At 63.0% G+C, this 23,235-nt stretch carries 26 protein-coding genes and 1 tRNA gene; 9 read left to right on the top strand and 18 right to left on the bottom strand.

From position 1 onward, the window contains the following. Window positions 1-87: 87 nt before the first annotated feature. The gene (locus tag ACMDCM_RS03860; protein WP_011511027.1) at window positions 88-306 is read right to left on the bottom strand and encodes a DUF3126 family protein; all 219 of its coding nucleotides are present in this window, start codon (window positions 304-306) and stop codon (window positions 88-90) included. Between the two features lie 103 nt (window positions 307-409). Then, window positions 410-1,237, bottom strand: coding sequence for a serine O-acetyltransferase (gene cysE / locus ACMDCM_RS03855; RefSeq protein WP_412772336.1), 828 nt, complete (start codon window positions 1,235-1,237; stop codon window positions 410-412). 354 nt (window positions 1,238-1,591) lie between these two features. Between cysE and ACMDCM_RS03850 the strand changes: the two genes are divergently transcribed. Continuing rightward, a complete protein-coding gene (locus ACMDCM_RS03850; RefSeq protein ID WP_412772335.1) occupies window positions 1,592-2,881 on the top strand; it encodes a hypothetical protein in 1,290 nt (429 codons plus the stop codon). Here the strand turns inward: ACMDCM_RS03850 and ACMDCM_RS03845 are convergent. Both ACMDCM_RS03845 and ACMDCM_RS03840 read right to left on the bottom strand, forming a co-directional pair. Continuing rightward, complete coding sequence (locus ACMDCM_RS03845; RefSeq protein ID WP_412772334.1) at window positions 2,867-3,619, bottom strand: alpha/beta fold hydrolase; 753 nt, start codon at window positions 3,617-3,619, stop codon at window positions 2,867-2,869. The genes ACMDCM_RS03850 and ACMDCM_RS03845 overlap by 15 nt on opposite strands. 57 nt (window positions 3,620-3,676) lie before the next feature. Then, window positions 3,677-4,786, bottom strand: a complete 1,110-nt coding sequence (locus ACMDCM_RS03840) for a hypothetical protein (RefSeq protein ID WP_412772333.1) — start codon at window positions 4,784-4,786, stop codon at window positions 3,677-3,679. Between the two features lie 253 nt (window positions 4,787-5,039). On the opposite strand from ACMDCM_RS03840, the gene ACMDCM_RS03835 reads away from it, so the two are divergent. Both ACMDCM_RS03835 and ACMDCM_RS03830 read left to right on the top strand, forming a co-directional pair. Then, a complete protein-coding gene (locus tag ACMDCM_RS03835; RefSeq protein WP_292617350.1) occupies window positions 5,040-5,285 on the top strand; it encodes a zinc-finger domain-containing protein in 246 nt (81 codons plus the stop codon). Window positions 5,286-5,292: 7 nt separating this feature from the next. Beyond that, window positions 5,293-6,501, top strand: a complete 1,209-nt coding sequence (locus ACMDCM_RS03830; protein WP_412772332.1) for an FAD-dependent monooxygenase — start codon at window positions 5,293-5,295, stop codon at window positions 6,499-6,501. Window positions 6,502-6,545: 44 nt separating this feature from the next. On the opposite strand, the gene ACMDCM_RS03825 is transcribed toward ACMDCM_RS03830, so the two are convergent. From ACMDCM_RS03825 to ACMDCM_RS03810, 4 genes are all read right to left on the bottom strand, one after another. Next, window positions 6,546-6,974 carry a twin-arginine translocation pathway signal gene (locus ACMDCM_RS03825; protein ID WP_412772331.1) on the bottom strand — a complete coding sequence of 143 codons (429 nt, stop codon included), beginning with the start codon at window positions 6,972-6,974 and terminating at the stop codon, window positions 6,546-6,548. Window positions 6,975-7,077: 103 nt separating this feature from the next. Beyond that, window positions 7,078-8,334 carry an aminopeptidase gene (locus ACMDCM_RS03820; RefSeq protein ID WP_412772330.1) on the bottom strand — a complete coding sequence of 419 codons (1,257 nt, stop codon included), beginning with the start codon at window positions 8,332-8,334 and terminating at the stop codon, window positions 7,078-7,080. A gap of 93 nt (window positions 8,335-8,427) precedes the next feature. Then, window positions 8,428-8,610, bottom strand: coding sequence for a hypothetical protein (locus ACMDCM_RS03815; protein WP_412772329.1), 183 nt, complete (start codon window positions 8,608-8,610; stop codon window positions 8,428-8,430). A gap of 70 nt (window positions 8,611-8,680) precedes the next feature. Next, window positions 8,681-8,769, bottom strand: a tRNA-Leu gene (locus tag ACMDCM_RS03810). 156 nt (window positions 8,770-8,925) lie between these two features. Here ACMDCM_RS03810 and ACMDCM_RS03805 point away from each other — a divergent pair. Then, window positions 8,926-9,318, top strand: coding sequence for a hypothetical protein (locus ACMDCM_RS03805; RefSeq protein ID WP_412772328.1), 393 nt, complete (start codon window positions 8,926-8,928; stop codon window positions 9,316-9,318). A 42-nt stretch (window positions 9,319-9,360) separates the two neighbouring features. On the opposite strand, the gene ACMDCM_RS03800 is transcribed toward ACMDCM_RS03805, so the two are convergent. From ACMDCM_RS03800 to ACMDCM_RS03780, 5 genes are all read right to left on the bottom strand, one after another. Further along, the gene (locus ACMDCM_RS03800; protein WP_412772327.1) at window positions 9,361-9,966 is read right to left on the bottom strand and encodes a 2-hydroxychromene-2-carboxylate isomerase; all 606 of its coding nucleotides are present in this window, start codon (window positions 9,964-9,966) and stop codon (window positions 9,361-9,363) included. A gap of 134 nt (window positions 9,967-10,100) precedes the next feature. After that, window positions 10,101-10,727, bottom strand: coding sequence for a hypothetical protein (locus tag ACMDCM_RS03795; RefSeq protein ID WP_412772326.1), 627 nt, complete (start codon window positions 10,725-10,727; stop codon window positions 10,101-10,103). A 129-nt stretch (window positions 10,728-10,856) separates the two neighbouring features. Beyond that, complete coding sequence (gene gpt / locus ACMDCM_RS03790) at window positions 10,857-11,372, bottom strand: xanthine phosphoribosyltransferase (RefSeq protein ID WP_412772325.1); 516 nt, start codon at window positions 11,370-11,372, stop codon at window positions 10,857-10,859. Window positions 11,373-11,475: 103 nt separating this feature from the next. Beyond that, entirely contained in the window at window positions 11,476-12,216 is a 741-nt protein-coding gene (locus ACMDCM_RS03785; RefSeq protein ID WP_412772324.1) for a competence/damage-inducible protein A, read from the bottom strand. A 163-nt stretch (window positions 12,217-12,379) separates the two neighbouring features. After that, window positions 12,380-12,679: an usg protein gene (locus ACMDCM_RS03780; RefSeq protein ID WP_412772323.1), complete on the bottom strand. Its 300-nt coding sequence runs from the start codon at window positions 12,677-12,679 to the stop codon at window positions 12,380-12,382. A gap of 428 nt (window positions 12,680-13,107) precedes the next feature. On the opposite strand from ACMDCM_RS03780, the gene groES reads away from it, so the two are divergent. Further along, window positions 13,108-13,425, top strand: a complete 318-nt coding sequence (gene groES, locus ACMDCM_RS03775) for a co-chaperone GroES (RefSeq protein WP_412772322.1) — start codon at window positions 13,108-13,110, stop codon at window positions 13,423-13,425. A gap of 40 nt (window positions 13,426-13,465) precedes the next feature. Further along, window positions 13,466-15,103, top strand: coding sequence for a chaperonin GroEL (gene groL / locus ACMDCM_RS03770; RefSeq protein WP_412772321.1), 1,638 nt, complete (start codon window positions 13,466-13,468; stop codon window positions 15,101-15,103). 146 nt (window positions 15,104-15,249) lie between these two features. On the opposite strand, the gene ACMDCM_RS03765 is transcribed toward groL, so the two are convergent. The 3 genes from ACMDCM_RS03765 to ACMDCM_RS03755 all read right to left on the bottom strand — a co-directional run bounded on the left by ACMDCM_RS03765 (window position 15,250) and on the right by ACMDCM_RS03755 (window position 18,611). Beyond that, on the bottom strand, window positions 15,250-15,837 hold the full coding sequence (locus tag ACMDCM_RS03765) for a DUF4142 domain-containing protein (protein ID WP_412772320.1): 588 nt from the start codon (window positions 15,835-15,837) through the stop codon (window positions 15,250-15,252). A gap of 139 nt (window positions 15,838-15,976) precedes the next feature. Then, window positions 15,977-17,473, bottom strand: a complete 1,497-nt coding sequence (locus ACMDCM_RS03760; RefSeq protein WP_412772319.1) for a glycosyltransferase family 39 protein — start codon at window positions 17,471-17,473, stop codon at window positions 15,977-15,979. A 7-nt stretch (window positions 17,474-17,480) separates the two neighbouring features. Next, window positions 17,481-18,611, bottom strand: a complete 1,131-nt coding sequence (locus ACMDCM_RS03755; protein WP_412772318.1) for a glycosyltransferase family 2 protein — start codon at window positions 18,609-18,611, stop codon at window positions 17,481-17,483. Window positions 18,612-18,876: 265 nt separating this feature from the next. Between ACMDCM_RS03755 and ACMDCM_RS03750 the strand changes: the two genes are divergently transcribed. From ACMDCM_RS03750 to bcsS, 3 genes are all read left to right on the top strand, one after another. After that, window positions 18,877-19,698 (top strand): DUF72 domain-containing protein, encoded by an 822-nt coding sequence (locus ACMDCM_RS03750; protein ID WP_412772317.1) that lies wholly within the window; start codon window positions 18,877-18,879, stop codon window positions 19,696-19,698. A gap of 11 nt (window positions 19,699-19,709) precedes the next feature. Next, entirely contained in the window at window positions 19,710-20,171 is a 462-nt protein-coding gene (locus tag ACMDCM_RS03745; RefSeq protein WP_412772316.1) for a DUF488 domain-containing protein, read from the top strand. Window positions 20,172-20,399: 228 nt separating this feature from the next. Continuing rightward, complete coding sequence (bcsS, locus tag ACMDCM_RS03740) at window positions 20,400-21,089, top strand: cellulose biosynthesis protein BcsS (protein ID WP_412772315.1); 690 nt, start codon at window positions 20,400-20,402, stop codon at window positions 21,087-21,089. Window positions 21,090-21,131: 42 nt separating this feature from the next. On the opposite strand, the gene ACMDCM_RS03735 is transcribed toward bcsS, so the two are convergent. Further along, window positions 21,132-22,289, bottom strand: coding sequence for an ABC transporter permease (locus tag ACMDCM_RS03735; protein WP_412772314.1), 1,158 nt, complete (start codon window positions 22,287-22,289; stop codon window positions 21,132-21,134). Next, a complete protein-coding gene (locus tag ACMDCM_RS03730; RefSeq protein ID WP_412772313.1) occupies window positions 22,286-23,230 on the bottom strand; it encodes an ABC transporter ATP-binding protein in 945 nt (314 codons plus the stop codon). The genes ACMDCM_RS03735 and ACMDCM_RS03730 overlap by 4 nt, the downstream gene beginning before the upstream one ends. Window positions 23,231-23,235 lie beyond the last annotated feature (5 nt).

The following is a 23,235-nucleotide window of genomic DNA, read 5'->3' as shown; positions in this document are numbered from 1 at the left end:
TTGACGCGTTTTCTTCGCTCGAACCTGTCCCCGTCCTGGGGTCAAGCCCGAGGACATGCTTCGCTTGAAAACGCTATAGCTCGCAGGTTAACCGACGTCGGCCAGATCCTCCTCGAGAATCGCCATCTGGAACTGGAACGAGCGGTCGTCGTCCTCATCATCGACGAACAGCACGCCAATGAATTCCTCGCCGATATAGACCTCGGCCGAGTCATCCTTCTTCGGTCGCGGCACCACGCGAATCCTCGGGTTGCCGAACACGCGCTTGAGGTAGGCGTCGAGCTTCCTGACTTCCTGAACGTCCACGGCAGTCTCCGCAATAATCTGGGCTCGCAGAGTTCTAGATCGACGAGGCCTACGCCGCTACCGGTTTGTTCGGATTTCAGGTCCCCGAAAAAACTTTTTGCGGTCAAAACCCCGTCGCACTCAGCATCTGGTTCATCGTGCGCGACGGCTCCGAGCAGCCGGCCGTTCCGACGATTTTGGCGGGAACGCCCGCGACGGTGACATTGTGCGGCACCGGCTTCACCACGACCGACCCGGCGGCGATGCGCGCGCAATGGCCGACCTCGATGTTGCCGAGAATCTTCGCGCCCGCGCCGATCAGCACGCCATGGCGGATCTTCGGATGGCGATCCTCATTCTCCTTGCCGGTGCCGCCGAGCGTCACGCCATGCAGGATCGACACGTCATCTTCGATGACGGCGGTCTCGCCGACAACGAAGCCGGTGGCGTGATCGAGGAAGATGCCGCGGCCGATCTTGGCGGCTGGATTGATATCCACTTGAAATACGGACGAGGAGCGGCTCTGCAGGTAATAGGCGAAATCCTTGCGGCCTTTCCGATGGAGCCAATGCGCAAGGCGGTGTGTCTGGATGGCATGGAAGCCCTTGAAGTAGAGCAGCGGATCAATGAACCGAGACGTCGCCGGGTCGCGGTCGTATACCGCCACCATATCGGCGCGGAATGCATTGCCGATATCGGGATCCTCGCGCAGCGCTTCGTCGAAAGTCTGACGGATCAGGTCGCCCGACAACGCCGAATGGTCGAGCCGCTCGGCGACGCGATGCACCACCGCCGCCTCGAGGCGACCGTGATGCAGGACGGCCGAATAGATGAAGGATGCCAGTTCGGGTTCGCGACGAACGATGTCCTCGGCCTCGCTACGGATGCGATCCCAGATCGGATCGAGCGCCGCAAGCTTCGAATTCTGCGGGTTAACGTGCTGGATCGCCATGGCTGTCTCGCAAACCTCAATTCCATCCGCTCTATAGCACAACGCCCCGTCGTTGTCCTCGCCGCCTCTCGGACATCCATCCCGCCGCTTTGGGACGGCCGGCGTTCCAGGCAATTCCCGCCGTACTATCTGGTCCGCCGACGCTCCGTGCCCCTCCCGGAAGGGCCGGAATTTCATAGTTCCGGCTACCTCCAGGCCAATTTACGTCAAACAAGTTAGGCATTTGCACCGAACACTCAATATGCGAAAACAGCCCCCCCAACGGAGAACCCGGCCATATCCACCCAAGTCCTATACAGGCGCGCCGCGGCTGCTCCCTGGGGCTGGATCGCGGCTGTCGTCATTCCCGTTCTCATGCTCGCCCCCGCGATCTGGAACGGCTATCCGCTGCTGGAATACGATACCGGCGGCTATCTGGCGCGATGGTACGAGGGCTATCTCGAACCGAGCCGCTCGACCGTGTACGGCATCTACCTTCATCTGGGGAAGGACTCATTCTTCTGGCTCAATCTGGCATTCCAGGCGCTGCTGACGCTGTGGATCCTGCATCTGACGCTGAGGGTGCTCGGCATGGCGCGGCCGTTGCGGCTTCTCGCCATTGCCGTGATCTTGACCCTGACTACCGCGCTGCCGTGGCTCGCCAGCATGCTGCTGACCGACATTTTCGCGGGGCTGGCGGTGCTCGCGCTCTTTATCCTCGTGGTGCATAACGGCAAGCTCTCGACCATCGAGAAGATTTCGCTGTTTCTGTATACGTCGTTCGCGGCTGCAACCCACACGGCGACATTCGGCGTGCTGTTCGGCCTGTGCTGCGCGGGATGGATCGTCAAGCCATGGCTCGGCCGGAGACTTCCGGTCGCCGGCCTGGTTCAGGGCTGCCTGACGCTCGCCGCCGGCGCCGCCATGCTGCTGGCGGCGAATTACGCACTGTCGGGCCAGCTTGCCTGGACGCCGGGCGGCGCCGGCGTATCGTTCGGGCGCATGATGCAGGACGGCATCGTCGCGCGCTACCTCAACGACCATTGCGACAAGATCAAGCTGAAGCTCTGCCCCTACCGCAACCAACTGCCGGCGACGGCGGACGATTTTCTTTGGGGCAAGGACAGCGTGTTCAACAAGCTCGGCCGCTTCGACGGCATGAACGACGAGATGGAATTCATCGCGACACGAGCACTGGCCGCCTATCCGCTCTGGCAGACGGAAGCGGCCGCCGAGGCGACGGCCGAGCAACTCATCGAAGTCGGCACCGGCGAAGGCACCACAGGGTGGATTCCGCATACCTATGGCATCATCGAGCGCTATCTCCCGGAACAGGTGAAGGCCATGCGCGCTGCGAAGCAGCAGCACTGGAGCATCAAGTTCGCCGCCATCAACTGGATTCATATTCCGGTCGCGCTCGCCTCGATGCTGTTGCTCGTCGGTGTCGTTCTGGCGGCGCTGTGGCGACGGCGCCTCGACGACGTCGAACTGCTCGCCACGACGGTTTGCGTGGCGTTGCTCGGCAACGCGTTCATCTGTGGCGTGATATCCGGTCCCCACAACCGCTACGGCGCGCGCATGGTCTGGATCGCGACATTCGTGGTATTGATCGCGGCGGCGCGATTTCTTGCCGAACGCTATGGATCGGCCTCACGGCCGGCGTGACAAAAATTTCAGCACGCCTTCCTTGTAGACCTTGTCGCCAACCGCCCGCATATGGTCGCGGTTCGGAATGTCCAGCACTTCCGCTCCGGGAATGATGTGCGCAAGCGCCTGCGCCGATCCTGCGATCTCGTCTTTGGTGCCGACAGCGATCAAGGTCGGCACCTTGATGCCGGCGGCCTCCGCTTCCGTCATCAGCCGCCGCGATCCGCGCAAACATGCCGCCAGCGCGCGACGATCGGAGCGGGTCTGATCGGCGAATGCGCGGAATGTGCGGCCGAACGGATCGGTCACGTCGTCGAGCGACGGCGCTTCCAGCGCCCGGGCGACGCTTTCACCGGGGCCGCCGCCCGCGATCAGGCCGATCCCCAGACCGCCGAAGATTCCGGAGCGCAACCGTTCAGGCCGGGTTTGCGCCAGAATCCCCATCATCCGGGCGCCGAGCGAATAGCCCATGACGTCGGCGCGCGCGATGGCAAGGTGATCCATCAGCGCCGTGATATCGCTCGCCATCGTGCCGATGTGATAGTCCTCCGGATCATAGAGCTTGCTGGAATCGCCGTGGCCGCGATTGTCGAACGCGATCGTCCGGAATCCGTTTTTGCGCAGTTCCGACACCCAGGCCGGATAAACCCAGTTCACGTTCTTGCTCGACGCAAAGCCATGGACGAGAACGACGGGATCGCCCTCGCCTTCGTCAAGATAGGCAATTTCGACATCGCCGTGATGAAAGCTCGGCATCGGCAATTCCGTGAATCGAGGTGACAACGACAGGTCGGCGAACGACCGTTGAGAGGCTTACGCCGGTGACGCCGCGGCCGACTGCCGCCGCAAACGCCTGGTCTTTGAACGTTGCAGCCACGACAGCGTCAACCGCTCGGTCGTGGCCTTGATCGACGACAGGAAGCCGAACAGCGCGAGCAGAGCGCTGAATACCCACGTCGCAAGATTGAACGCGCCGGCTGTGAGCAGCAGCGCTCCCCGTCCCAAAAGCCTGATGATCGCACGGGTCTGGCCACCCTTGGCTTCGGCCAGCCGCGCAGCGCGCGCGACATCTTTTGGACCTTCCGCGATCCGCAGCGTATCGAGCGCGCCCCGTGTCCCGGTCTTTTCGCCGATGCGGCCGACGTCCTTGGCGAGACGCACCAGTCCGCCCGCCTTCTCGGCGCGGATCGCCGCCTTGATCGCTCCGGCCGTCTGACGTGGCCGCGACAGCGTCCCCGTCGCGGCGGCTTTTTCCAGCGCGGGCATATCAACGATCTCGCGCGCCGAACGGCCCACCCACCGGCTCAGACCTTCGCCAAGCCGTCCCGCCTTCCGGGCATCCTTGACCAGCGTGAGGCCGGCGCGAACCGGGGCCGCCCCGCCGACCGACACAAAGGTTGCCGCCGTCACAACGAGACCCGTTGCGGCGAGCCCCAACAACAGCCGGTCGGTATCCTCGCCCATTGCCAGGTGCTTGCCCTCGCGCATGATGTCCCGAACATCGCCGAATACGGACAGATCGCCGGCGAGCGTGCCCGAAAGGCTCGCGCCGTCCTCGGCATTGCCGGTGACCAACCCGACGAAGAATCTCCCGGCCATATGTCCGGTGGAATTTTCTTCTCCGACAGCCCCGGCAACGCGTCGCAACGTTTCATCAGGTATCGGTATTCCCTTCGCTGCCGCGAGACCAACGAAGCTGTTCGCGAGGTCGGGATCGTGCGCCGCAAGCGCGGCCTCGATGTTTTCGATCACCAGCGCCGGATTACCGCGGAGCGCGGAATCGAGTTGAAGATCGGAAAGACGGACGGGATCGTCCTGCGCGCTCAGCACCGCGCCGGCGTCCCTGGCGTGCGGCCATAGCAGGGCGAACGCCGTTGCGCACATCGCCGCCCCCGTCATCGCGCTGCCAATTCGCCATCGCATCATCGAAATCCCGTAAAATCCGCCTTCGTCATATGTAAAAGGGTGGTGCGCCGGTTTTCAATCACAACTTCCCCGACGAAAGAAGGGCTTCTCTCGACGACAGGATTATGTCGAACTTGTATGGATAATTGACCCGCGAATTTTTCCGAAACCGTTTCCGGCGAGCTAGGAATCGAAGCCGCCGGCCATTATGGTGCCGCGCGATGTTGCGTATCGGCGGGTCAATGCCACGCAGCGATCCAAGGTGGAAAGCATGTCTGATCACGTAGTCCCCCACTTTCACAACGATGCCGGCGTCGCCGTTATCCAGATCGGCTCGCGGGAATTCATGTGCGTCGGAGCCAATCCACCGTTCGATCACCCACACGTCTTTCTCGACCTCGGCAACGACAGCGAAATCATCTGCCCGTATTGCTCGACGCTGTACCGCTTCTCAGCCGACCTCGGCGCCGGACAAGCCCGACCTCCGGAATGCGTGGTGAGAGACAAGGTGGCCTGATCTGCCTGTGACCCCGCCGCGCACGGTCGTTGTCGCCGGTGCCGGAATCGGAGGTCTGACGGCAGCGCTTGCGCTGGCCGCCAAGGGCTTTCGCCTCCTCATCGTCGAGACGGCCGAGCGGCTCGAAGAAGTCGGCGCCGGCCTGCAACTTTCCCCGAACGCCACACGCATCCTGATCGGCCTCGGCCTGCACGCCCGGCTATCCGCACGCGCGCTCGTGCCCGAGGCCATCAGCATCGTGAGCGCGCGGCAAGGCGGCGAGATCTGCCGCCTGCCGCTTGGCGAGGCGGCCGCGTTGCGCGCAGGCGCGCCCTACTGGGTGATGCATCGCGGCGGCCTGCAGGCGGCGCTGCTGGAGCAAGTTCACGATCATCCCGACATTGAATTGCGCCTCGGCACCAGAATTGACCATGCAATCCCGCGCGATGACGGCGTCGCCGTGGATTTGCGCGGCAGCGCTACAAATCGGCGGGAAACCGCATGGGCGCTGATCGGCGCCGACGGCGTGTGGTCCGCGCTGCGCAACCAGCTCTTTCCGGATGCGAGCCCGCTGTTTTCCGGCCTGATCGCATGGCGCGGCACCGTCGAGGCGTCTCAACTGCCGCACGACATGACCACGCGCCGCGTGCGGCTCTGGATGGGACCGCACGCGCATCTCGTATCCTATCCGATGCCGGGCGGAAGGCAGGTCAATATCGTCGCGGTGGTGCCGGACACCTGGAATCAGCCCGGCTGGAGCGCGCCCGGCGACGCCGTCGACATCAAGCACAGGTTCGCGCAAGCGCGCTGGTCTGAGCCGGCGCGCATGTTAATCGAGGCCGTAGCCGCAGACGGCTGGCGCAAGTGGGCGTTGTTTACGATTCCGCCAATGACCGCATGGCACCGTGATGCAATGGCTCTGCTCGGGGATGCCGCTCATGCGATGCTCCCGTTTGCGGCGCAGGGCGCCGGCATGGCGATCGAGGATGCCGCGATACTCGCTCAATGCCTCGGCGAGGCCGCGAACGAGAATGCCGCTGGCGCCGCGGCTGCGCTTGCGCGTTACACCAGCCTGCGCCGCGCGCGCGTCGCACGCGTGCAGGCGCTTGCGGAACGGAACGGGCGTATCAGCCACCTCGTGGGTGCCGCCGCGCTGGCGCGCGATCTGGCCATCAAGGCAATCGGACCGCAACGCATGCTGGCGCGTCAGGACTGGATCTACAATTGGCGGCCCTGAAGTCCGATTAGGCTGAACGACTCGTCAATTCGAGTTCGATGGGATCAATAAACGGCATTGCCGGACCGCCTCGACGGAGGCGCAGCGCGCAGGCCACTCGCGGACGCCTCATGCGCGGCGGATGCCGTGTCGCACCTGTTCCGCCGCCATTCCTCTTCGACGAGCTTCGCGGATGCCCGAGCGGTGATGTAGTCGTTGCGATACGCGACCTCCGCCACCACCGGGCCAGCGACGCCAGTGTGGGCCTTGTCGATCAGCTTCTGCAACTCGGCCGTGCGCGCCGCCAAAGACTTGCGCTCGGTATCGAGCTGCGCGCAATCGTAGAGATCGTATTTCGCGGGATCGACGAACGCTCCCGAGAGGGCGCCGTCGCCGAGGTTGGCGCAACCGCCCAGACCACCGCCTGCGATCAGCAGCGCAATCGCGGCGACGTGCAGTCGCGGACGTTGGTTGCTGACGATACGGTCCGACATGGTCTCCGTTCAGCCCGACTTCATTGAAAACTACAGCCTCCGATTGTGGCTGCGTAAAGCACCGGCTCGTGTCCGTATTGAGGCCGTCCCCGTGACCGGAGGCTTAAGCCCATTCCCCCTTGCGAAAGACAGGAACGCGGCTGCCGTCGCTGCCGATGCCGTCGATATCGGTCTCGCCGGAGCCGATCATCCAGTCGATATGAATGAAGCTTTTGTTGCCGCCCTGCGCCGCGATCTGCTCCGGCGACAGCTTTGCGCCGTCGACGAAGCATTTGGAATAGCACTGGCCAAGAGCGATATGGCAGGCTGCATTCTCGTCGAACAGCGTATTGTAATACAACAGGCCGCTTTTCGAGATCGGCGAGGAATGCGGCACCAATGCGACCTCGCCGAGCCGGCGCGCGCCCTCGTCCGTATCCAGCACCTTGTTCAGCACGTCGGCGCCGCGCGACGCCGTGGCCTCGACGATGCGGCCCTGCTCGAAGCGAACGGCGATCTCGTCGATCAGCGTACCCTGATACGACAGCGGCTTGGTGCTGCGGACGTGGCCCTCCACCCGCAACGCATGCGGCGTCGTAAACACCTCCTCGGTCGGAATGTTCGGATTGCAGACAATGCCGTTTTTCGCAGTGGACGCGCCGCCGACCCATTCGTGGCCGTCGGCCAGGCCGACCGTCAGGTCGGTGCCGGGCCCGGAATAATGCAGGGCATGAAAGCGCTGGCCGTTGAGCCAGTCGGTGCGTTGACGCAAGGCGGCGTTGTGCGTTGTCCAGTTCGCGATCGGATCATCGTTGTCGACGCGCGAGGCCGAGAAGATCGCATTGGCAAGCTTGGCCACCGCTTCGTTCTCGCCGTCGTTCGGGAACATCAACTTCGCCCACGCCGCGCCCGGATAAGCGACGATGTTCCAGTTGACATCAAACCCGACGATTTTCTCGAGCGCCGGCCGGTACGCCATCGAGTTCGCCTTGTTGGCGCGAGCAACTTCCGCGGCATCCTCGCCCGACAGCAGCATCGGATTGTCGCCGACGACAGCGAGCCGCGCGGTGTTCGCGCTAAACGCTTTCGCCATGCCCTCGTAGAGCCAGCCGGCGGCCCGATCGAAACTCTCGTCCGGCCCGAACCTGTAGCGCGACAGCGTGATCTCTTCATCGGAGAAGAACGGCGTCACCAGCCCCGCGCCCGCCTTGTAGGCATGCTCGGCAATCCTGCGCACCAGAGGCAGCGCGGCGGCGGGCGCGGTGATCAGGAGGTCCTGTCCCCTCGCGAGCTGCAGGCCGACCTTGACCGCGACTTCGGCGAGCCGGTCCAGCCTCACCGGATCGATCGGTGTCACAATATCGTGCTGGTGCTGGGTCATGCGAACTTGTCCTGAGCAAATGGTGCGGGCAGCCGGGCTCGAACGAGCAGTGGCGGCGGGGCACAATGATGCGGCCGGGATCAGAGCCGCCGACTAACTGTCGGGCGTTGTTTTGAAGCGCCCGACCAGACGCTCCCCCTCCCATATTTCGACGTGACGAACGCCGACGATCCTTTTTGCGGCCTCGATTGCCCGAGCATCATCATCGCTCACTATGAGCGTATCGCCCTGGATGTGCCCTTTGTCGTTGAGGATGTAGATTCGATAATCGGTCACCTGTCCTTGTCTCCAGATTTTCCCTGTCACCAGCACGGCTGCGGGCAAAAGCTAACCTCGGCCCAAGAAATGGTGCCCCCAACCCGAGTCGAACGGGTACGTCCCTGACGGGACTACAGATTTTAAGTCTGTTGCGTCTACCAGTTTCGCCATGGGGGCGTTGATTTCAAGTCCCTTGCGTCTACCGACTCCGCATACCAGCGTGCTTTTCTTTTCAGACACTTAAAGGCGAAATGCAATGGCGGTATTGCAAAGCAACTCGCGCCTTCTGCAAATGCATGCGCTCGGTGATCGAGATGATGCAGGAGACGAACCATGACCCCGACCGACGACGTGGCCAACCTGGTGGAGCGGTTGCGGCAGGACGCCGAAATGCTCAAGGATGGCTACCAGCGCAACCTCACCGAGCTTTGGCACGGCGTCGTCGTGAAGGATGCCGCGAAGGCTTGCGCCGCCGCCGCCGACCTCCTCGAATCGCAGGCCGAAGCGCTGAGAAACGCCGCGGCGGAATGGGATGCGCTGGATCAATCCCACCGGTCAATCGGCGAACAGCTCGGCCGCGAAGGCCGGCGTCGTATTGCCGCTGAAACCAGGTTGAAGGAAGCCGAGAAGGTGATCGAGCTGGTCGCGGAGATGCGTACTGACAATTCCGAACATGCCGGATTGGTTGCGCGCGCCCGCGCGTTTCTCAATCCAAGAAGGGGGTAAGGATACGCGTTTGCAGAACATCCGCGCGCGGACGCGCGAACATCATGCCGCCTTCTTTCGTTGCAGCGCATCGCGGATCAGCGGCAGGCGGTCGTTGCCGAAATACATGTCGGTCTTGTTCAGGAAAATCGTCGGCGACCCGAACGCGCCGCGCGCGATCGCCTCATCCGTATTTGCCTTGAGTTCGTTCTTGATGCCTTCATCGCCAATGCCGGTCAGGAGCTTTTCCGGATCGATCTCCAGCGATTTGCAGATCTCGGCCAGCACCGGCTCGCGCGAGATGTCCTTGTCGTCACGCCAATAGGCTTCGAACACCGACCTGGCGAACGGAACCATCGCATCGTTGCCAAGCCATAGACAGCCACGCATCGCCTTGACGCTGTTTACCGGAAACACCGCCGGCGGCATCTTGATCGTGAGACCCGCAAGCCGCGCCCAATCCGCGAGATCTTTCTTCATGTAGCGAACCTTCGGCTCCACGGGATGTTCCCGCGAGGCATAGACGCTCGGATTGACCGCATTGAATATCCCGCCAACCAGAACCGGCCGCCACGAGATCTTCTCACCGAACTCTTTCGCCAGCGGCTGGATGTTGTGAAAGGCGAGATAGGTCCAGGGACTGGAGCAATCGAAAAAGAATTCGATCATGAGCGAGCTTCCTTTGTTTTCGTCTGCTCGGCTTGGCCCGGCCGTCCGTGTCTTGTCAACTGTCGCTCAAGATAAGCGTGGATGGCAACAAAGACGCGGCATCAGGACATCGAATGCTCACATTTCGTGGAGTTCTATGGAACCGGACTCATTGCGCTGGCATGCAGCAAGGTGCGATAACCGGCCTGTAATGCCCGCACCGTAGACGGCGGCGTGATCAGCCACGCAGCGGAAAGCGGAAGGCTCACCTCGCGATAGCCGTCGAAAGCCCATAATAACGGCCGCGCGCCGGCGATCAGATAACTCTCACCGCCTGCCCGCACCATCGCGCCGTCGGGCAATTCGTCGAGCGGCATCGGCAGTGGGTGCAGCCGCTTGGCGCGGCCGTCGATCCGTTCCTCATGAAGCACCGCGTCGATTTCTGGCGCGCGCAGACGTCCGCTGCGGTTGCCACGCTGCCATGCCGCGCGGAACGCATTGGCATCGTCGCGCCGGCAATGGAAGCACGGGCGGTGTCCGGCGCCGAACGCCGTCGCCTCATCGAGGAAAAACAGCTCGGTCCAGCTCCGCGTCGCCATCACATCGCGGCGACGGCCACGAAATTCACAGACGCAGACGATCCACGCTTTGGTGGTCCAGCGCCGCATCAAAAGCGTCCGCGTCGCCGGATCGTGAATGATCCCACGATTGCCGGTGAAGGCGCCGCGCTGCGGCACCGCGACGATTTCGCCAAGTGGCGTGACCCGGTTTTGCAGAGGCATCGTCGACCTCGGACTGCTCTCTCCCCTTGTGGGGGAGAGTTGGAGAGAGAGGTGTCTTCAACCGTTGAGTATGCGATAGATGGCTGCCTCCCATCTCCTTCCTCACAAGAAGGAGGGAGCAAAAACAAATCACGCCGCGCCGTCGCGGAGCGGCGGAGCAAAGGCAAGGCCGAGATCCCACGGAAAGTAAATCCAGGTATCCTGCGAGACCTCGGTGATGAACGTATCGACCAGCGGCTTGCCGAGCGGCTTGGCGTAGACGGTGGCGAAATGCGCATCCGGGATCATGGCGCGTACCACGCGCGCGGTCGCTCCGGTATCGACGAGGTCGTCCACAATCAGCAGACCCTTGCCGGTGCCGCCGCCGAGCTGCGCGGTCGCATCGGAGATGCCCTTCAGCACCATCAACTTGCTTTGGTTGGTGTGGTCATAGCTTGCGATGCAGACGGTGTCGATGACGCGGACGCCGAGTTCGCGCGCCACGATCGCCGCGGGCACGAGGCCGCCGCGGGTGATCGCGACCACCGCATGGAAAGGTCCGGCCTCGTTCAACCGCCAGGTCAGCGCCCGGCAGTCGCGGTGGAACTGATCCCAGGACACCGGAAAGGCTTTGTCGGGAGTTGTGCTTGCAGTCACCTGGTTCATCCTCGGTCACGGATCACGCTTCTCCCCTGGAGCGCATGAGCCTGACAATCCTGTATCCGACTTTCGGGCTCGCGCGCGAGCAGTCGAGAAAGTGAAGGTTCGTTTACTGCGCCGTCTTGAGCCCCGCCAGCATCGCGTTCACCGCATCCAATGCCGCCGTCAGCTTGGCCTGATCGCGCGAGCGCACCACAAGGCTGGTGTTCGGCTGGCCGTTCTCGTCGAGGAACGGATAGCTGCCGATGGTGGTGTCCGGATGCGCCTGCGCGATCGCGCGCAGCGGCGTGCCGATGTCGCCTTCGCGACAATTGCCGCGCACCGATTCCGACAGCATTCGTTCGCCTGCCCGCAGCGTCGGCGCGACGATATCCATCATCGCCTGCATGATCGAGGGCACACCCGCCATGACGATGACGTTGCCGATTTTGAACCCGGGCGCCAGAATGGTCGCGCTCTGAATCGGCTCCGCGCCATCGGGAATGCGCGCCATGCGCAACCGCGCCTCGTTCAATTCGCCGGGATTCTTGTAGCGTCCCTTGAACCGCGCCACCACCTCGGGATGATAGTCAATGCCGACGCCAAAGGCTTTTGCAACGCTGTCGGCGGTGATGTCGTCATGCGTCGGGCCGATGCCGCCGGTGGTGAAAACGTAAGTGTAGCGGCTGCGAAGCGCGTTCAGCGCCGCGACGATATCGGCTTCATCGTCGGCAACGACTCGAACTTCCTTGAGGTCGATTCCGATATTCGTCAGATATTCGGCAATGAAGCCGATGTTCTTGTCCTTGGTCCGCCCGGACAGAATTTCGTCGCCGATCACCAGAACGCCCGCGGTGATGATGTCAGCCATGACCTCTCCTTGCCGTCAGCAACGATCATGACATGACGCGCGACCGCTCCAGCGTCAAGGCGGCGAACACGCATCCCGATTGCACGACAAGATGCAAGCCGGGAGCTGCCGGCGTGCATCATCCCACCTCGGAAAACCGGCACGCGCTGATAGCTCGCAATCTTCAATGCAGGCGGAACACGCCGTCCACCGCGCGCAGCTCCGCAGGCTTGATCAGTCTCGAATGGGCGACGGTCACCGAAACCAGCGGGCCATCGAGCCGTCTCTCCCAAAAGGCGAGGAAGTCGCACAGCACCGGGAATTTCGGAAACAGATCGTAGTTTTGCCACACGTAGCTTTGCAGCAGCCACTGCCGGTCCGGTCGGCGATACAGGATTTCCGCCGTGGTCAATCCATAGCCCGCCACCTGCTTGCGGAAGTCGTCGGAAACTCCGCGGGATGGCACTTCACCTTTCGAAACCATACCAAATCTCCCTGGAGGGAGGCGGCGCTATCGGCAGAAAGTGGCGACCGGCTTTTGCAATAGCGCTCCAACCCCTCGATGAACCCGCTTTCGGTACCGGCGCCCTGACCGCCGGCAACCCGCAACGGATCACGATACAAATGTGACACGCGACGCCCCGATCACAACCCTAAAAATTCAAGAAAATGCTAATAAATTAAGTCCTGGCAGCGCGTTACCGCGTCTGCTAACAGTGCCGTACGGTCGGGTGCGAATGTTAAGCACCCGGTCAGGACGGTCGCCTTTTTGGAGTCCCTAAAAAATCCGCCCCAGCCCCTTGCCCGCATTCGAACGGCGGCTTATGTCCTGACCGGTCGCCTTGGCACTCATTAGCCGCGACTGCCAAAATTCAGAAATATCATCTATCTTCAAAAACTTAGGAGGACTGCATGAAATTCCGTCCGCTTCACGACCGCGTCGTGGTCAAGCGCATCGACGCCGAAGAGAAGACCGCTGGCGGCATCATCATTCCCGACACGGCCAAGGAAAAGCCCTCGCAGGGCGAAGTCGTCGCCGTCGGTCCTGGCGGCCGTGACGAGGCCGGCAAGCTGATCCCGATCGATCTCAAGGTCGGCGACCGCGTGCTGTTCGGCAAGTGGTCCGGCACCGAGGTCAAGATCGACGGGCAGGATCTCCTGATCATGAAGGAGTCGGACATCATGGGCGTTCTCACCGACGCCGCGCCTGCCAAGAAGAAGGCCGCCTGAGCGCCATTCCCTGCAAGATCATCCAAAGGAAAATCCCAACATGTCAGCCAAAGATGTCAAATTCGGCGTCGACGCCCGCGACAAGATGCTGCGCGGCGTGGACATCCTCGCCAACGCCGTGAGGGTGACGCTCGGTCCGAAGGGCCGCAACGTCGTGCTCGACAAGTCGTTCGGCGCGCCCCGCATCACCAAGGACGGCGTCACCGTCGCCAAGGAGATCGAGCTTGACGACAAGTTCGAGAACATGGGCGCGCAGATGGTGCGCGAAGTCGCCTCCAAGTCCGCGGATGCGGCCGGCGACGGCACCACCACCGCCACCGTTCTGGCCCAGGCGATCGTGAAGGAAGGCGCCAAGTCGGTCGCCGCCGGCATGAACCCGATGGACCTGAAGCGCGGCATCGACCTTGCCGTCGAAGCCGTGGTCGCCGACTTGAGCCGCAACTCCAAGAAGGTCACCTCGAACGAGGAAATCGCCCAGGTCGGCACCATCTCGGCCAACGGCGATTCCGAAATCGGCAAGTTCCTCGCCGACGCCATGAAGAAGGTCGGCAACGAGGGCGTCATCACGGTTGAAGAAGCCAAGTCGCTCGAAACCGAACTCGACGTCGTCGAGGGCATGCAGTTCGACCGCGGTTATATCTCGCCCTACTTCGTCACCAACGCCGAAAAAATGCGCGTCGAGATGGACGACGCCTACATCCTGATCAACGAGAAGAAGCTGTCCTCGCTGAACGAGCTGCTGCCGCTGCTGGAAGCCGTGGTGCAGACCGGCAAGCCGCTGGTGATCGTGGCGGAAGACGTCGAAGGCGAAGCGCTCGCGACTCTGGTGGTCAACCGTCTGCGCGGCGGCCTCAAGGTTGCGGCCGTCAAGGCGCCGGGCTTCGGCGATCGCCGCAAGGCCATGCTGCAGGACATCGCCATCCTGACCGGCGGTCAGGCGATCAGCGAAGATCTCGGCATCAAGCTCGAGAACGTCACGCTGCAGATGCTCGGCCGCGCCAAGAAGGTGATGATCGACAAGGAGAACACCACCATCGTCAACGGCTCCGGAAAGAAGGCCGACATCGAGGCGCGCGTGGCGCAGATCAAGGCGCAGATCGAGGAGACCACCTCGGACTACGACCGCGAGAAGCTGCAGGAGCGTCTGGCCAAGCTCGCCGGCGGCGTCGCGGTGATCCGCGTCGGCGGCGCGACCGAGGTCGAGGTGAAGGAGCGCAAGGATCGCGTGGACGACGCGATGCATGCGACCCGCGCCGCGGTCGAGGAAGGCATCGTGCCGGGCGGCGGCGTTGCGCTGCTCCGTGCCTCCGAACAGCTCAAGCGCATCAAGACCCAGAACGACGACCAGAAGACCGGCGTCGAGATCGTGCGCAAGGCGCTCTCCGCGCCGGCCCGCCAGATCGCGATCAACGCGGGCGAGGACGGCAGCGTCATCGTCGGCAAGATCCTCGAGAAGGAGCAGTATTCCTACGGCTTCGACTCGCAGACCGGCGAATACGGCAACCTGATCTCCAAGGGCATCATCGACCCGACCAAGGTCGTGCGCACCGCGATCCAGAACGCCGCCTCCGTCGCCTCGCTTCTCATTACCACCGAAGCGATGGTCGCCGAGCTGCCGAAGAAGAACGCTCCTGCTCCGGCGATGCCGGGCGGCGGCATGGGCGGCATGGATTTCTAACTTGCTCTTCCTTCCCCTTTGCGGGGAGGTCGGGCGGGACAAATCCTCGCTTACCGCGAATACGAAATGCGAAAGCCCGGCTCACGCCGGGCTTTTCTCATTGCCGGACGTGATCCGGCGGCGGAAAGCCGAGGAAAGCAATGCCGCTACTTGGCCATGCCGTTCGAAGGTCTCGTCGAGCTGCCCACGGTAGCAGAGCCGCGGCGTTCGTTCATCTGCTGCGCCATCGCGAGATGATGCTTGAGCGTCGGCAGCGTTTGGCCCGCCCAGTTCTTCAGCTTGGCGTTGTCGCCGCTCTTGGCGTAGCGATCGAACAGCGACACCGCCTCCTCATGGGCATCAACCTGCATCGGATCGTAAATCCCGGCAAAATTCTGAGATGTCGCGGCCCTCAGCTTGTCGAGCTTGCTTTGCGCGGAACTGTCCAGCATCGTCGGCAACTCCGCCTTCACCTCGCCGTCCTTTACCATGTCCTTTAGGTCGTTCGAGGTCTTGGTGTGATCTGTGATCATCTGTTGGGCGAACTTCTTTTCCTCGTCATTGCCTTTCTGCTGCGCGATCTTTGCCGCCTCGATTTCAAGCATGTCGCTGGTGGCAGCCTCCTTGACGAAGTCGGCCGTCGACGGCGCAACGCCGAGCGCGGAGTTGACGCCGGTCTTCTCGCCGAGGGATTGGGCATATGCGGCCCCCGTCAATGCGGTGGCGGCGGCAAGGGCGATCAGAATTTTTCTCATGGCATGAATCCTTGTGTCGAGCGCATTGGCCGCGGAACAGCATTCGTCCCGCGGGTCATCCGGTCACAACGGTTCGCGCGAGGCCTGGTTCCTGGCGCAATGCGGGAACATGTTATTTGCCGCTTATTTGCCGCGGCAGCTAATTGAGTTCCGCCGGCAACGGCTCCAGCACGTTGCCCTTGGGATCCGCCAACACGTCGATCTCGAAGGTGTCGACCGTCAGCGGCCCGCGCTTGCGTTCGAGCGTTGCGACCTTCTCGACGTGATTGAAATTGCGCGCGGCTTGCGGCCATTTGCCCGATCCGTCATCGACGTAAAGCAGTCTGCCCGCAAGCTGGTCCGCATCTGGCTCCCGCGCATTGACCCAGCGGATGCGCTCGAAACGCTGCGCCACGCAAGTGCCCTTCGGCAGATAGAACATCAGCCAGCTCGCGACGCCATAGCTTTGCGCCAACACGCAGCGCGCGCCGCTTTTCACGCGCACGGCCTCGATGTCGGCAGCGAGCGCGCGCCAGCCGACGCCGACGCTGCGCACCGAGGCATCGCGCCGATATCCCGACAGAAGGCCGGTGTTCACCTGCACCGCCAGCGCCACCAGCATCGCAACGCCCACCGGCAACGCCCAGCGGCGGCAGGCATCGGCGAAATGCTGGCCGCGCGGCGTCCAGCGCGTGACATCGGAGGCCACCGCGGCCGCGATCGCCAGCGCCGGATAGACGGGCGCGAACCAGTTGGCCTCGACGCGAGCGTGCAGCGAATGCCAGACGAAATAGATCGTCGGCGTCCAGACCGTCGCGCTGATCAGCGTTCGCGCGGCCCGCGTGCCCTCCTCGCGCTTCCACAATGCAAACAGCCCCATCGCGGCGAGACAAAACACCGGCGGCGTCGCGAAGGCGATCTGCGTCGGAATCAACTCGATAATGTAGCGCAGGGTGAATCCGTCCACGCGCGCGCGGCCGAACTGCTTGGCGAACGACACCCAATGGTAATCGGCGTTCCACATCAAGACCGGCGAGAAGGCCGCCAGTGCAACGAATCCGCCGAGATAAGGCCACGGCGACCGCAGCCAGCGCCGCAACTCGGGCACGGCCAACAGCCAGATCAGGATCGCCGGGCCGAAGAACAGCGCGTTATATTTCGACACCAGCGCCGCGCCGACAGCCACGCCCACCGCGAGCCACCAGGCTCCGCGCCCGGTCGCAAGCAGTTCGGCAAGGCACAGCAGCACGAAACTGGATGCCGCCATCAGCGGCGCGTCCGGCGTCACGATCACGGTGCCGGCCGCGACCATCAGCATGAGGTTGAGAAAAAGGGTTGCCGACGCGGCCGCGCGCGCGCTGTCGAACAGCAGGATTGTCGCGCGATAGACGGCGAAACTCATCGGCAGCGCCAGCAGGATCGAGACCAGCCGGACGCCGAATTCGGTGTCGCCGGCGATCATGGTGCCGAGGCGGATCACCATCGCCACCATCGGCGGATGATCGTAATAGCCGCCGGCCAGGTGCTTCGACCATGTCCAGTAATAGGCCTCGTCGAACGTCAGCGGCGTCAGCGCCGCGCAGACGAGCCGCAGCGCCACCAGCACGAGGACCACGAGAACAACGGCGCGGACAGACCGCGTCTCGGTCAGGCGCATCGCGGTGCTATCGCCTGCGCCAGACGAACAGGCTGGACACCGCGTAATTCCAGACCACGCCCATCAGCGCGCCCGCGGCGCCTGCCAGCCACCAGATCGGCTCCTGATCGTAAACGGAGAACGCGACGCCGACATTGGCGAGCAGACCGACGCTGCACACCATGTAGAAAACGAGCAGGCCGCGCAGGATGCCGAACCCTTTCAGACGCTGGTCGCGATAGGTCAGGAAATTGTTGAGCAGGAAATTGCTGGTCATCGCCAGGACCGCGCCGAAGGCTTGCGAGTGCGGAAACGGCCATTGCAGCGCGTCAAGCGCGACGAGCAGGCCCACGAAATGCACCACGACGCCGACCGATCCGACCAGCGCGAACAGCAGGAACCGCAACGACACCGCGTCGCGCGTCAGCTTCGCCAGCACCAGACCCAGGAAGTCCAGCGCGACCATCGAATCCAGCTTGCTCTCGCCGTGCAGCCGCGAACCGAACGTGAAGGGAATTTCCGTGATGCGCAATTTACCGCGCGCAGTTGCGATCACGTCGAGCAGGATCTTGAAGCCCTGGGTCGACAGCTCGGACGCGAGCTGTTCGAAGCGGTCGCGGCGGATCATGAAAAATCCGCTCATGGGGTCGGCGATCTCGACGCGCAGCAGCTTCTTCGCGACCGAGGTTGCCAGCATGCTGAAACCGGCGCGCTGCTTGTCGAAGCTGTCGGCGCTGCCGCCTTCGATGTAGCGGCTGCCGACGACGAGGTCGGCGGCGCCGCTTTCCAGAAGCGCAAGCATCTGCGGCAACCGGGTTTCGTCGTGCTGAAGATCGGCATCCATCACCGCGGCGCACGGCGCGCTCGATGCCAGAACACCCTCGATGCACGCGCCCGACAGGCCGCGCCGCCCGACCCGCCTGATGCAGCGAACGCGCGGATCGCTCGCGGCCAGGTTCCGCACCACATTGGTGGTGCCGTCGGGCGAATTGTCGTCGACGTAGATGACTTCCCACGCAATTCCGGCCAGCGCGGCGGACAACTTCCGATACAGCGCAACCACGTTGTCGCGCTCGTTGAAAGTCGGCACGACGACCGAAAGCTGGAGCGGCATTCGGGTTGACAGTTCGACCGGCTCCGGTCTGATGGCTTCATTCATGGCGCCAGCATATATCCGTGGCGAACGCCGATGCCAAGGCAACTGGCATTAAAGCAGCCAGATCGGGCGCAGGAGCCAAATTCTTCCAAAAGCCGGAAATGTGTGGAAATCAGGCCCAAAAGGCCAACGACCACGAATAACGCGGCGGCGCGTACATCCGGCGCAGCCAGGCTATCCCGTGGTCGTCCCGGCGACGGAGCGGGCTTCGACATCGCCGTTGGCATTAAAGTAGGTATGGACGGACTATTCGCAAGAGGCAGCTCACATGGCAGGCGAATCACATGCAGGCAAAGCGGGCAAGGTCTACATCGGGATCGGCGGCTGGACCTTCGCGCCGTGGCGCGGCGTTTTCTACCCGGACGGGCTGGCGCAAGCGAAGGAGCTGGCATACGCCGCCTCAAAACTCACCTCGATCGAGATCAACGGCACTTATTATGGATCGCAGAAGCCCGAAAGCTTTCGCAAATGGGCGCGCGAGGTGCCAGATGGCTTCGTGTTCTCGCTGAAGGGGCCGCGCTTCGCCACCAATCGCCGGGTGCTGGCCGAGGTCGGCGATTCGGTGAAGCGCTTCTACGATTCCGGCGTGCTGGAGTTGGGCGACCGTCTCGGACCGGTACTGTGGCAGTTCGCGCCAACCAAACCATTCGACGACGCCGATTTCGGCAAATTCCTGGAGCTGTTGCCGCGAAAGCTCGCGGGGCGGGCGCTGCGGCATGTGGTCGAAGTCCGTCACGACAGCTTTCGCACGCCCGCGTTCGTCGCACTCCTGAGACAGTTCGAGGTTCCCGTGGTGTTTGCCGAGCACGGCAAGTATCCGGCGATAGCCGACATCGCCGCCGATTTCGTCTATGCCCGCCTGCAAAGAGGCAGCGACGAGATCAAGACCTGCTATCCTGCGAAGCAGCTCGATGCCTGGGCGAAGCGATTTCAATCCTGGGCCGCGGGCGGCGAGCCGGACGACCTGCCGCGCGTCGACGACAAGGCCCGGCCGGAGAGAATACCGCGTGACGTCTTCGCCTACCTGATCCACGAAGGCAAGGTGCGCGCGCCCGCAGGCGCGATGGAACTGATCGCGCGCGTGAAGTGACGGAAAACAGGATGACGCCGACAAGCCCGATCTTCACCATCGGTTATGAGCAAACGCCAGCCAGAGCCGTGCTCGATGAACTGGAACACGCCGGCGTCAAACTGCTGGTCGATGTCCGCGCCGTCACCTCATCCCGCCGTCCCGGCTTTTCAAAGAACCAGCTCGCCGCGAGCCTCGACGGCCGCGGCATTGCCTACCTGCACCTGCGCGGACTCGGGACGCCGAAGCAAGGCCGGCTGGCCCGACGCAGCGGCAAGTTCGACGTGTTGCGCGAAATCTACACGGCACATCTGAGGACGCCGCAAGCGCGCGAGGAATTGGACGAGCTTTCGGCGCTGGTCAGGCGATCCGGGCCGGTCTGCATTCTCTGCTATGAGCGAGATCATCGATACTGCCACCGCCGCTGGATCGCCGAACTCATCAAAGACCGCGTCGGCGTCGAGATCGAGAACCTGACGCCTGCTCGCTTCTGATGGAACCAGAAGCGAAAAGACTCCTGGTCCGCGCCGCGGCTGCGAGCGGCGCTGCCGTCCTCAATCCCTGGGGGATTCCCCCATTGTTCTCCTACGCGACCCCTCATCCGCCTGTTATCAGTACTTGTACATATATCGCGTTTGGGCTTTTGGGAGCTCGGTGCGTTGGGGGCGTCGCGTGCAGTATTTCTGGCTGCCGTGCTGACGTGCGCGACTCCAGGTCGGCCGTTGGCCCAGCCCGCTGTTGCCGGTCCGCCGCTGGCCGACACGCTCAGCGGCGGCTCCAAACCGGAACGTTTCCTGATTTTCAGCGGCATCGATCTCTGGCACAACGGACAAGCCGGCTACGACGGAATGCTGCTGGCGCCGCAGGGTGATTTGAACAAGGACGGCCTCCGCATCCGGCTGTTTATGTCCGACGATTTCGAACGCTACGACACACCGACGCAGCACTTCACCACCAACATTTTCCGCGCGTCGATCCTGCCGGGATGGCGCGTCAAGCACGGCAATGTCGAGATCAAGATGTTCGCCGGACCAGCCGTCGAAAGCCATGTCTTGAAGCCCGACATCCCGACCGACAAGCTGCGTGGCAGCCACTTCGGCGCCCGCATCGCGACCGAGATATGGTGGGAGCCTACGCCCGCGATGATGGTGGCGGCGGCCGCATCGGCCACGACGATCGGATCGGGATACAGCGCTCGCGTGGCGGCCGGCTGGCGCCTCCTCAATCGATTCTGGATCGGGCCTGAGATCTCCGCCTCCGCCGACGTATACAGCACCCAGTACCGGATCGGCGCGCACCTCACCGGCTTCAAGACCGGACCAGCGGAATGGTCGGTCGGCGCCGGCTTCGTCAAGGACAGTTTCAACCGCAGCGGCATCTACGGACGCATCGGCATTCTATTCCGGAAATGAGCGCGATCTCATCCCAAACCGGATTCCTTTTCAGGATCATCCTCAATCCAGCGTGCGGCGAAATCGCGTCACTGCGATCATCATGGCCACGATCATGAGCGCCAGCAACGCGAGCGTGTCGTACTGCAGGTTCTGCAACGTCGCTCCCTTCAGCATGATAGCGCGAACAATCCGCACGTAGTGCGTCAGCGGCAGGCATTCCCCGACATATTGCGCCCAGATCGGCATGCCGGCGAACGGAAACATGAAGCCGGACAGCAGAATGCTCGGCAGGAAGAACATGGTCGACATCTGCATGGCCTGGAGCTGGTTCTGCACGATGGTGGAGAATGTGTATCCGACGGCAAGATTGGTTGTGATGAACAGCGTCGACAATAATGCCAGCAGCGTCATGCTTCCCTCGATGGGAACGCCGAACAGCAGCACCCCTATGCCAATGATCAGAGCCGCCTGGATGAAACCCACCAGCACGTAGGGCAGTATCTTGCCGATCATGACCTCCACCGGCGTGATCGGCATCGACAGCAGGCTTTCCATCGTACCTCGCTCGATCTCGCGCGTGACCGACAGGGCCGTGAAGATCAGCATGGTCATGGTGAGGATGGTGCCGACCAGCCCGGGCACGATGTTCAGCCGCGACGAGGCCGCGGGATTGTAGCGGGCGTGCGCCCGGATCTCGAATGGCGGATCGGGTGGATTACCGATGAACAGATCGTGCGCGAGCGCGGTCTGCACGATCGGACCGAGCGCGCTCAACGCCGAGCCGGCGGCGACGGGATCGGTGGCATCGGCGGCGACCAGGAGCGCCGGACGGTCCCCGCGCCGCACGCCGCGCTCGAAGCCGCGCGGAATCTCGACGCCGAACAATACCTTGCCCGACTTCAGGAGATTGTCGAAGGTATCGACGTCGTGCACCTCCTGCGTGAAGCGGAAATAGGACGTGTTCTCCAGTGCCTTGAGAATCGAGCGCGCGAGGTCGCTGTCTTCCTGCATCAGAACCGCGGTAGGCAGATGGCGCGGCGTGGTGTTGATGGCATAGCCGAACAGCAGGAGCTGCATCACCGGAATCATCACGATCATCGCAAACGATATCCGGTCGCGCCGGAGCTGGATGAATTCTTTCACCAGCATGGCGTAGCTGCGCCGCCAGAAGCCGAACGGCCTCTCCCTTTCGGCGGAATGGTCGTCCGCGGCGCTCATTGGAAGTTGTCCTTGGAACGGCTCATCAGTTCGATGAACACATCTTCAAGTGACGGCTCGCTCTGCTGCCAATGCATGTCGCCACGACCACGATACGGCGCGATCGTTGCTTCGAGCGCGGCCTTGTCGCGGCCGGAAACATGCAGGCTGGTGCCGAACGGCGCGACCATGTCGATGCCCGGCTTGCCGGCAAGCTCGGCCGACAGTTCGTTGATATCGCCGCCCGTGACCGTGTAGGTGGTCAGCGCCGATTTCGCGATGACCTCATCCACGGTCCCATGCACAAGCAGATGACCATAGGCGATATAGGCGATCTCATGACAGCGTTCGGCCTCGTCCATGTAGTGCGTCGAGACAAGCACCGTCAGGCCACCCGCGGCCAGCGCATGAATCTCGTTCCAGAATTCGCGCCGCGCCTTGGGATCGACGCCCGCGGTCGGCTCGTCGAGCAGAAGCAGTTGCGGGTTCGGCAGCGTACAGGCGCCGAGCGCGAGGCGCTGCTTCCAGCCGCCGGACAACTCGCCCGCGAGCTGCTCTTCGCGGCCATCAAGACCGAGCCGTTTGATCATGGCCAGCGCCGAGCCGCGCGCATCGCGCATGCCATAGAGCCGCGCAACGAACTCCAGGTTCTCGCGCACCGAGAGGTCCTGATAGAGGCTGAAGCGCTGGGTCATGTAGCCGACCCGGCGCTTGATCTTGTCCGCGTCGCGGCGGATGTCATAGCCGAGGCAGGTGCCCTCGCCGCTGTCCGGCGTCAGCAGTCCGCAAAGCATGCGGATGGTGGTGGTCTTGCCCGAGCCGTTGGGACCAAGAAAGCCGTAGATCATTCCGCGCTTCACCTGCATGGACAGATCGTGCACGACCTCGCGGCCGTTGAACGACTTCGACAGGCCGGAAACCTCGATCGCAACATCAGATGCTTTCACGGCTGCCTGGCTCATGGCGC

Source organism: Nitrobacter sp., assembly GCF_047149785.1.
Lineage (GTDB): Bacteria > Pseudomonadota > Alphaproteobacteria > Rhizobiales > Xanthobacteraceae > Nitrobacter.
Note: the sequence above shows the minus strand (reverse complement) of the source record. Positions and strands in the feature narration are given on the sequence as shown.

Coding starts and splice junctions, on each gene's coding strand:
- groL (WP_412772321.1), top strand. CDS start 13,466: ATGTCAGCCAAAGATGTCAAATTCGGCGTCGACGCCCGCGACAAGATG.
- ACMDCM_RS03730 (WP_412772313.1), bottom strand. CDS start 23,230: ATGAGCCAGGCAGCCGTGAAAGCATCTGATGTTGCGATCGAGGTTTCC.
- ACMDCM_RS03785 (WP_412772324.1), bottom strand. CDS start 12,216: ATGGCTGACATCATCACCGCGGGCGTTCTGGTGATCGGCGACGAAATT.
- groES (WP_412772322.1), top strand. CDS start 13,108: ATGAAATTCCGTCCGCTTCACGACCGCGTCGTGGTCAAGCGCATCGAC.
- ACMDCM_RS03800 (WP_412772327.1), bottom strand. CDS start 9,966: ATGATCGAATTCTTTTTCGATTGCTCCAGTCCCTGGACCTATCTCGCC.
- ACMDCM_RS03825 (WP_412772331.1), bottom strand. CDS start 6,974: ATGTCGGACCGTATCGTCAGCAACCAACGTCCGCGACTGCACGTCGCC.
- ACMDCM_RS03745 (WP_412772316.1), top strand. CDS start 19,710: ATGACGCCGACAAGCCCGATCTTCACCATCGGTTATGAGCAAACGCCA.
- gpt (WP_412772325.1), bottom strand. CDS start 11,372: ATGAACCAGGTGACTGCAAGCACAACTCCCGACAAAGCCTTTCCGGTG.
- cysE (WP_412772336.1), bottom strand. CDS start 1,237: ATGGCGATCCAGCACGTTAACCCGCAGAATTCGAAGCTTGCGGCGCTC.
- ACMDCM_RS03795 (WP_412772326.1), bottom strand. CDS start 10,727: ATGCCTCTGCAAAACCGGGTCACGCCACTTGGCGAAATCGTCGCGGTG.
- ACMDCM_RS03845 (WP_412772334.1), bottom strand. CDS start 3,619: ATGCCGAGCTTTCATCACGGCGATGTCGAAATTGCCTATCTTGACGAA.
- ACMDCM_RS03780 (WP_412772323.1), bottom strand. CDS start 12,679: ATGGTTTCGAAAGGTGAAGTGCCATCCCGCGGAGTTTCCGACGACTTC.
- ACMDCM_RS03850 (WP_412772335.1), top strand. CDS start 1,592: ATGCTCGCCCCCGCGATCTGGAACGGCTATCCGCTGCTGGAATACGAT.
- ACMDCM_RS03750 (WP_412772317.1), top strand. CDS start 18,877: ATGGCAGGCGAATCACATGCAGGCAAAGCGGGCAAGGTCTACATCGGG.
- ACMDCM_RS03765 (WP_412772320.1), bottom strand. CDS start 15,837: ATGAGAAAAATTCTGATCGCCCTTGCCGCCGCCACCGCATTGACGGGG.
- ACMDCM_RS03820 (WP_412772330.1), bottom strand. CDS start 8,334: ATGACCCAGCACCAGCACGATATTGTGACACCGATCGATCCGGTGAGG.
- ACMDCM_RS03755 (WP_412772318.1), bottom strand. CDS start 18,611: ATGAATGAAGCCATCAGACCGGAGCCGGTCGAACTGTCAACCCGAATG.
- ACMDCM_RS03805 (WP_412772328.1), top strand. CDS start 8,926: ATGACCCCGACCGACGACGTGGCCAACCTGGTGGAGCGGTTGCGGCAG.
- ACMDCM_RS03735 (WP_412772314.1), bottom strand. CDS start 22,289: ATGAGCGCCGCGGACGACCATTCCGCCGAAAGGGAGAGGCCGTTCGGC.
- ACMDCM_RS03760 (WP_412772319.1), bottom strand. CDS start 17,473: ATGCGCCTGACCGAGACGCGGTCTGTCCGCGCCGTTGTTCTCGTGGTC.
- ACMDCM_RS03835 (WP_292617350.1), top strand. CDS start 5,040: ATGTCTGATCACGTAGTCCCCCACTTTCACAACGATGCCGGCGTCGCC.
- ACMDCM_RS03840 (WP_412772333.1), bottom strand. CDS start 4,786: ATGCGATGGCGAATTGGCAGCGCGATGACGGGGGCGGCGATGTGCGCA.